This window comes from Hymenobacter bucti, from assembly GCF_042681145.1.
Lineage (GTDB): Bacteria > Bacteroidota > Bacteroidia > Cytophagales > Hymenobacteraceae > Hymenobacter > Hymenobacter bucti.
This window is the reverse complement of the sequence record NZ_JBHUFD010000006.1, coordinates 423,748-431,986: the sequence shown is the minus strand read 5'-3', so window position 1 is coordinate 431,986 and position 8,239 is coordinate 423,748. Positions and strand designations below refer to the sequence as shown.

The 8,239-nt window shown below is 63.0% G+C and carries 6 protein-coding genes and 1 tRNA gene; 4 read left to right on the top strand and 3 right to left on the bottom strand.

The window, feature by feature from the left end; genetic code table 11:
* Positions 1-76 precede the first annotated feature (76 nt).
* Complete coding sequence (locus ACFSDX_RS18160; RefSeq protein WP_382316114.1) at positions 77-754, bottom strand: ABC transporter ATP-binding protein; 678 nt, start codon at positions 752-754, stop codon at positions 77-79.
* Between the two features lie 114 nt (positions 755-868).
* On the opposite strand from ACFSDX_RS18160, the gene sucC reads away from it, so the two are divergent.
* On the top strand, positions 869-2,062 hold the full coding sequence (gene sucC / locus ACFSDX_RS18155; RefSeq protein WP_382316112.1) for an ADP-forming succinate--CoA ligase subunit beta: 1,194 nt from the start codon (positions 869-871) through the stop codon (positions 2,060-2,062).
* A 114-nt stretch (positions 2,063-2,176) separates the two neighbouring features.
* Here the strand turns inward: sucC and ACFSDX_RS18150 are convergent, their stop codons facing one another.
* Complete coding sequence (locus ACFSDX_RS18150) at positions 2,177-2,671, bottom strand: organic hydroperoxide resistance protein (protein WP_382316110.1); 495 nt, start codon at positions 2,669-2,671, stop codon at positions 2,177-2,179.
* A 139-nt stretch (positions 2,672-2,810) separates the two neighbouring features.
* Between ACFSDX_RS18150 and ACFSDX_RS18145 the strand changes: the two genes are divergently transcribed.
* From ACFSDX_RS18145 to ACFSDX_RS18135, 3 genes are all read left to right on the top strand, one after another.
* Positions 2,811-2,882: transfer RNA gene (locus tag ACFSDX_RS18145), tRNA-Arg, on the top strand.
* Positions 2,883-3,129: 247 nt separating this feature from the next.
* Positions 3,130-3,708, top strand: a complete 579-nt coding sequence (locus ACFSDX_RS18140) for an HPP family protein (RefSeq protein WP_382316108.1) — start codon at positions 3,130-3,132, stop codon at positions 3,706-3,708.
* 163 nt (positions 3,709-3,871) lie between these two features.
* Positions 3,872-4,231, top strand: coding sequence for a nuclear transport factor 2 family protein (locus ACFSDX_RS18135; protein WP_382316107.1), 360 nt, complete (start codon positions 3,872-3,874; stop codon positions 4,229-4,231).
* Positions 4,232-4,367: 136 nt separating this feature from the next.
* Here the strand turns inward: ACFSDX_RS18135 and ACFSDX_RS18130 are convergent, their stop codons facing one another.
* Positions 4,368-8,225, bottom strand: a complete 3,858-nt coding sequence (locus tag ACFSDX_RS18130; RefSeq protein ID WP_382316105.1) for a rhamnogalacturonan lyase family protein — start codon at positions 8,223-8,225, stop codon at positions 4,368-4,370.
* Positions 8,226-8,239: the final 14 nt, after the last annotated feature.

Sequence of the window (8,239 nt, the reverse complement as noted above, 5' to 3'; positions counted from 1 at the left end):
CTCGGGCCGCGGGGCCTAGGTCGTTGCGCTTGTGCGCAGGTTCGGCTACGAGCCAAGCATCGTTAACTTAGGCTACCTAGGCAATCCTATTCGTTCGCGATTCTTCCAAGATGTGCCCGTCGCGCATGATGATGGTGCGGTCGGCCATCTGGGCCAGCGCGTCGTTGTGGGTCACGATGACGAACGTTTGGCCGAACTCCTTGCGGAGCCAGAAGAACAGCTCGTGCAACTCCTGCGCATTGCGCGAGTCGAGGTTGCCGCTGGGCTCGTCGGCAAAAATGATTTCGGGCGAGTTGATGAGGGCGCGGGCCACCGACACGCGCTGCTGCTCGCCGCCGCTCATCTCGCTGGGTTTGTGGTCGACACGGTGGTCGAGGTTGAGCAGCCCTAGGAGTTCGCGGGCCCGCACGCGCACCTCCTTCTCCGAGCGGTCGGCCAAGAAAGCGGGCAGGCACACGTTTTCGAGGGCCGTAAACTCGGGCAGCAGATTGTGAAACTGAAATACGAAGCCGATGTGCCGGTTGCGGAACTTGGCCAGCGCGTTGCGGCCCAGGCTGCTCACCGGCTCGCCATCGAAGGTCACCTCGCCCGAATCGGGGTTGTCGAGGGTACCTAGGATTTGGAGTAGCGTGCTTTTGCCGGCCCCGCTCGAGCCTACAATGCTTACTATCTCCGACCGCTCGATGGTGAGGTCGATGCCCTTGAGCACCTCCAGCGAGTTGTAGCTTTTTCGAATATTGATAGCTTGGAGCAAGGTAGGGATAGAAATTAAGTCAGAAAGCAAGCAAAGCTACGCCGAAAGCAGACGGGGGTTAGCCCCCGGGCACTACCTTCGCGCCCAAAGTTTAGTACCCCACCTCCCCCTCAGATGAATATTCACGAGTATCAAGGCAAGGAAATCCTGAAGAAGTACGGCGTGCGCGTCCAGGAAGGCATTACCGCCGACACGGCCGAAGAGGCCGTAGAAGCTGCCAAAACCCTCACCGAGCAGACTGGCACCAGCTGGTACGTTATCAAGGCCCAGATTCACGCGGGTGGCCGGGGTAAAGGCGGTGGGGTGAAGCTCGCCAAAAACCTGGAGCAGGTAAAAGACATCGCGGGCCAGATTCTCGGCATGCAGCTCGTGACCAAGCAAACCGGCCCCGAAGGCCGCTTGGTCAACAAGGTGCTCATTGCCCAGGACGTGTACTACCCCGGCGAAAGCCCCACTAAAGAGTTCTACATCAGCGTATTGCTCGACCGTAACAGCGGCAAAAACGTTATCATCTACACCACCGAGGGCGGCATGGACATCGAAGAGGTGGCCGAGTCGCACCCCGACAAAATCCTGAAGGAATTTGTAGACCCCGCCGTGGGCCTGCAAGGCTTTCAGGCCCGCAAAATCGCCTTCGGCCTCGGGCTGTCGGGCGATGCCTTCAAGGAAATGGTGAAGTTCGTAACGGCCTTGTACAAAGCCTACGACGAAACCGACTCGGCCATGTTCGAGATTAACCCGGTGTTGAAAACGTCGGACAACAAAATCCTGGCCGTTGACGCCAAGGTGACCCTGGACGACAACGCCCTGTACCGTCACAAGGACTTCGCGGCCCTGCGTGATACCAACGAGGAAGACCCCTTGGAAGTAGAAGCTTCGGAGTCGAACCTGAACTACGTGAAGCTCGACGGCAACGTGGGCTGCATGGTGAACGGCGCCGGCCTGGCCATGGCGACCATGGATATCATCAAGCTTTCGGGTGGCGAGCCGGCCAACTTCCTCGACGTAGGGGGTGGAGCCAACGCTCAGACGGTTGAAGCGGGTTTCCGCATCATCCTGAAGGACCCGAACGTGAAGGCCATCCTCATCAACATCTTCGGCGGCATCGTGCGTTGCGACCGCGTAGCTAATGGGGTAGTGGAAGCCTACAAGAAAATCGGTGATATCCGCGTGCCCATCATCGTGCGCCTGCAAGGCACCAACGCCGAGGAAGGCGCCCGCATCATCGACGAGAGCGGCCTGAAAGTGTACTCGGCTACCCTGCTGAAAGACGCCGCCGCCCGCGTAGAAGAAGTATTGGCCATGTAAGTGGTTTAAAGACCAAAAAGAAAGCCCGCCTGATTCATTCAGGCGGGCTTTCTTTTTGATGGTATACTGCTTGGTGCAATCGGCTTGAGAGCGTGCCGCGCCCAAACTGGCTACCTAGGCCGAGATGGTGGTGCCTTTTTCGGCTACGCCGGCGTTTTCCTCGGGAGCTACCGGAATAGCTTCGCCTTGTACTTTCAGCTCCACTTCCATATTGCCTTTAGTGCCTACCGAGTAAGGGCAAATTTTGTGGGCCTGGCGCACCATTTCAATCGTTTTCTCGCGGTCGAACGCTTTCAGGTCAATGTCCAGAATCGCCGACAGGCCGTAGCCTTCACCTTCCTGAAACAACGAAACCGAGCATTTTACTTCAGTCTGCGGGTCGAGCTTGTCGCCGGCGCGCTGCGCAATCACGAGCAGCGCCTGCTGGAAGCACGACGAGTAACCCGCGGCAAACAGCTCTTCGGGGTTGGTAGCGCCTTTTTTGCCACCTAGGCCCTCGGGCACCGACATGTCGAGGTCGATGATGCCCGTGGCCGAGCGCACGTGGCCGCTGCGGCCGCCAATGGCCGTAGCGTCGGCCGTGTAGAGAGTTTTCTTAGTAGGTTCCATGTAGGTAAGGAAGAAACGGTTGATGAAGGGCTAACTGACTTTTGGTAGTTAGGGTTATCCCGCTGGCGTGGTCTAACGAATAAAACAAGGTCGAGTTTGGCGGCCCCGGCTTTTCGTGCTACTTTTGCACTCCCGCACCGGTCGCGTCGTACAACGGATAGTATGAGAGTTTCCGAAGCTCTTGATTTAGGTTCGATTCCTAACGCGACCACGAAAAACCCCGTTTCTGCCTCAGAAACGGGGTTTTTGCATTTTAGGGAATGGTATAGGGGCACGGGGGAAAAGTAAGCTCTGCGCTCGCTGCCGCGGGTGGCAAGTAGCTGCGTCGGCCGCGCCGGCTGGCTTACTGGGCCGGGTGGGGCGCCCAGGCAGCGGCCGGTGGGCTGCCTCACCACTAGGCTGGTTAGCCTATGCCCGGCCATCAGCTTAAAGCTCAGAACAGCAGCGCTATCATTATTATGCGAACCCGCCTGCAACGACACGCGCGCCAGATTAAGGTGGTGGTCTATAAGGAAACCCTATTTGATTACAAGGAGCACTGCTGGACGTTCCTCGGTGCCTTTTTGGGTATTGGCTTGGTGGGCCTGCTTAGCCAGTATCAGCTGGCGCCGGTAGATGCGCCCTTGCTCATTGGCTCGTTTGGCGCCTCTTCGGTCTTGGTTTATGGCGTGATTAACAGCCCCTTGGCGCAGCCGCGCAACCTAGTGGGCGGGCACGTGCTCAGCGCCTTTATTGGGGTGACCATTCACCACCTGCTGCCGCAGCCGATGTGGCTGGCGGCGGCCCTGGCCGTGGCGCTGGCCATCGTGGGCATGCAAATCACGAAAACGCTGCACCCACCGGGCGGGGCTACGGCACTGATTGCCATTATTGGGTCGCCGCAGTTGAAGGCGCTGGGCTACTGGTACGTGGTGGTGCCCGTGCTGGTGGGGGCGCTGCTGCTGCTACTGGTGGCGGTGGTCATTAACAAACTGGCGCCCAGCCGCCACTATCCGGCCAACAAGAACTGGTACCGGTTTTGGCAGCGTTCGTACTGAGGCCTTGGCGTGGGCAGGCACCGAGCTGATGGGATGTTTTTGCTCGATAGTAAGCTGATGGACAAGTTTGGGACTAGGATTTTTTCGTGGGTTGAAAGCAGCGGGCGGGTTGCCCGAGCGTGGGGCGCGTTGTAGCTTGGTGGCCTCATTCGCCCCATCGTTTATGTCTAGCACAACCCAGCATCAAAACCTGCTCCGTAACATGTACGTGGCTTTCAACGCCCGCGATATTCCTAGCATCCTCCAGGTAATGCACCCGCAGGTGCGCTGGCCCCGAGCGTGGAAGGGCGACTACGTAGATGGCCACGACGCGGTGCGCAGCTACTGGCTGCACCAGTGGCAGGAAGTGAACCCGCGCGTCGAGCCAACCGGCTTTACGCAGCGCACCGATGGCAGCGTGGAAGTAGCCGTGCACCAGCTCGTCAAGGATATGCAGGGGCAGGTACTGTTTGATGGTCCGGTGAAGCACATCTACACCATTGAGGATGGCTTGATTAAGCAGATGGATATCGAGCAGGGGTAGCATCCGGGTCGGGATTTTGTCAGACCCAAATGCACCGACTGCCGGCAAGCAGTAGGTTGATTTTGAGAATATTAGTTTGCAAAAAAAGCCCCGGCCAACCAGGCCGGGGCTTTTTAGTGAGCAGGGTGGCGCGAGTCTATTGCACGACTACGCGCTCGGTCATAATGCTGGTGCCCGCTTGCAGGCGCAGCACGTACACGCCCGGCGCCAGGCCCGCGGTTTCTACCGTGAAGGTGGCGCCCGTGGTAGGCAGGGCGGCGGCTTGGCGGCGCACGGCTTGGCCTAGGGTGTTCAGCAGCTCGGCCTGCACGCTCGAAGCCGCGGCCACGGGCGGCACTTGCACCGTGAAGCGGGCGTGCGCCGGGTTGGGGTGCACCGTGACCTCGGTGATGCCGAGGCCCGGGGTAGCAGCCAGCGTTGCGAGCGGACTGAACTGCAAGGTGAAGCGGCCCACGATAGCAGCGGCGGCCTCGCCGGGCGTGACGCTAAAGGCGTAGCGTGTGCCTGCCGCCAGGAGCACGGTTTGGCCCGTCTGGCTGTCGTGCAGGTAGGGGGCCAGGCCAGCGGGCAGGTTGCGTAGGGCGGCTACGCTGAGCGAGTAGGAGCCCGCCGCGGGCACGCCCACCGCCAGCGCGAGGGCCGTGGTGGCCGTGAAGGCCGCCCGCCCATCGATGGCAAGGCTGGTGTCCCCGGCCCGGCTGGCCAGGTTCAGGCCGGTAGGGTTGGGGAGCTTGGTGGCGTCGTAGGTAACGTCGAAGGCGGGGGTAGCCCCGGTTTCGGCGTAGGCGTAGAAGGTATCGGCCGGGCCGGTGGCCGCCCCTAGGTCGAGCTGCACCTGGGGCCGCAGGTCGGCGGTGGGGCGCTGAAACGCCGTGGCGTCGGGGGTGGTCAGGCGCTGGCTGTTGCGAAACGTGAAGGTAGCGGGGGTGCCGGGCGCCGCCACGCGGGCGAAAAAGCCCTGGGCCACGGGCAGCACCGGGTTGCCGACGCCATTGACATAAGCGCGGTATTGCCCCTGGTACTGGCTGGTGCTGCTGTACACGTAGATGGCCGCTTCGAGGCCGCTGCGGTCGGCCGCATCCACGAGGCGGTAGTCGAGGGGCGCGGGGTAGGGGTTACCCAAAAACTGCCAGCCGGCCTCGGCGGCGTTGAGCGTGCCGGCCGCGTTGCGCGCCACGGCCACGCTGACCGGGCCATTATTAAGCGTGCCCACAAAATCGACCAGCTCGCCGCCCCCGATATTAACGGCGTAGCCCCGGCCCGGCACCAGCGGCGTTGCGAGGGTACTGGGCGCAAAAAAGCCCTTGTCGAAGCCTAGGTAGGTGTTCGTGCGGTTCACCAGGGCTTGGTCGTAGCCAAACACCGTGGGAAAGGGCGTGGTGGCGCCGGGCGTGGGGCTGTTATTATACATTGCGGCCTGGCTGATTTCGGGGCGGAAGCCGCTGGTCGCTAGGTCGCCAACGGTGCTGCCGCTCACCGGCGACGCGTAGTGGCGGTAGCCTGGCCCTAGGTTCACGCTGGGGTCGATATAGCGCTGCACCGTTACGCTGCCCGTGGCCACAGCCGCGCCGTTGTTGACGACCAGCGCGGTACCGGCCGCGTTCGAGCGCAGCGTGAGGTTGTCATTGGTGGTCAGGTCGCCGTTGAGAACGAGGGCTTTAGCTACTTGTACCGGCCCGGTAAGGCTAGCGGTGGCCGCGCCCACGGTCAGGTTTTGAAAGGCCAGCGGGCCGCCACCCAGCACTTGGGCCGCGGAGCCGGCCAGCACTACCGTGGCCTCGCCCGCGGCGGCTAGGGTGCCGCCGGTGGTCACGAAGTCACCGCTCAGCGTGAGCGTGCTGGTGGAGGTAGCCGTTAGCACGGCGCCGCTGCCGAGCGTGAGGTTGCGCACGGCTTGGGCGGTGCTCACCGTGGGCTGCTGGGTAGTGCCGCCTGGGATGATAGCGTCATCGAGGGCCGTGGGCACGGCGGCGGGCGACCAGTTATCGGCCGTGTTCCAGTCGGTCGAGCTGGCGCCGGTCCAGGTCAGGGTGCGGGGCAGCTTCATGCCATCGCCTAGGTAGAAGCCGGTGTGCGGCGGCTGGTTGTAGCCCACGTTTTGCCACGCAATGCTGAGCCGGTACTGCGGGTCTTGCAGCAGGGTGGGCAGGCGGTAGGTGGTCGGAATGGTAGTCGTGAAAATCAGCAGCTCCTGGTTGTTGGTGTTGCGCCAAATCACTTCCTCGCGCCAGTCGCCCAGCAGGTCAACGCTCAGGTTAGGCGTCGCCTTGGTGCCGTTGTTGGAGCCGGCCCCCAGGGCCGCAGCGGTTAGCAGGTTGCTGGAAGTGCTCGTCAGCCAGTTCCACTTGCTGATGGTGGTGCCATCCAGATTTTCGCGCAGCAAGTCGCCATCCCACCACACGCCAAAATTCATCGAGCCCGGCTTGGCGGTCGAAATCTGCGTGCCGCTGGCGGCGTAGAGGCCACCCCGCGAGCTCCAGGCTTCGGCGCCCAGGGTGCGCGGGTCGATGTCCATCGCGATGCCCCGGCCCACGTCGCCCTGGTTGGGGCCGGGCGCGCCCCAAATCAGCGTGCCGGTGGCCGCGTCGCGAAAGTCGAGCGGGGCCGCGCCGTACGAGGTTTGGTCTTCGTGCACCGAAAATATTTCCAGCCCCGGCCGCGTAGGGTCAAAGTCCGATAAGTGCATGGCGTCGCCGTGGGCGCGGCCCGTGGTGTACAGGCCCTTGCCGTTGTCGTCGATGGCGCACGAGCCGTACACGATTTCGTCTTTGCCATCGCCGTCCACGTCGGCTACCGACAGGTTGTGGTTGCCCTGGCCGCGGTAGGCCAGGTTACCAGGCGTGCCGTCGTTGCTATCAAACGTCCAGCGTTGGCTGAGCTGGCCGTCCTTAAAATCCCAGGCCACGAGCACCGTGCGGGTGTAGTAGCCGCGGGTCATTACCAGGCTCGGGTGCACGCCATCGAGGTAGGCGATGCAGGCCAGAAAGCGGTCGATGCGATTGCCGTAGTTATCGCCCCAGATGGTGTTGATTTGGGCCGGCGTGGGGTTGTCGCCCGCGGTGGGGTGGCGCTGCGGCAGGTAGGTCACGCTGGGGTAGGCCGCGCCAGTCTGGCCGTTAAACACGGTCAGGCGCTCGGGGCCGCTCAGGATGTAGCCATTCACGGTGCGGTAGTCGGCGGTGGCGTTGCCCAGCACCTGGCCGGTGCCGTCGATGGTGCCATCCGAGGTTTTGCAGGCCACTTCGGCCTTGCCGTCGCCGTCGAGGTCAAAGACCAGAAACTGCGTATAGTGCGCGCCAGCCCGGATATTCTTACCTAGGTCGAGGCGCCAGAGCCGGGTGCCGTTGAGCCGGTAGGCGTCGAGGTACACGTTGCCGGTGTAGCCGCTCTGCGAGTTGTCCTTCTGGTTGGAGGGGTCCCATTTTACAATGATTTCCTGCTGCCCGTCGCCGTCTAGGTCGCCCACCGAGCAGTCGCCGGGGCTATAGGTGTAGGCCTCGCCGGTGGGCGTGGTGCCGCTCGCCGGCTGCTGCAAGGGCAGGCGCATAAACTGCTGGGGCCACACCGGCGCCGGGGCCGATGCCGCGGCGGCCACGCCGCCGCGCACCGCCCGCACAAAATAGGTGGTGCCCGCCGCAGTGCCCGCCGTGGCATCGACCCAGTTGGTGCTCGTGGCGATGGGCGTCGGGTTCAGCTTAACGGCTGCCCCGCTTGCCGGCTGGCGGTACAGGTCGAAGCCGGTGCCGGCCGCGTCGGACGTCAGCAGGCGCCAGCTCACGAAGACCTGGCCGTTGCCCTGGTCCACGGCCACTACGCCGCGGCCGAGTGTTTCGGCGGGCTGGCGGGCGGGTAGGCTCTGGGCCCCGGCCGGGGCGGCGGCCAGGGTAGCCGTGGCCAGCCAGCCTAGGGCGGCCAGTTGGCTGGTGGCGGGCGCTAGCCAGCGGCGCAGGCGGGCCCGGTGGCTAGCGGGCGGTGCGTAAAGAGTCGTGTTCATAAAAGGGGTGGGAG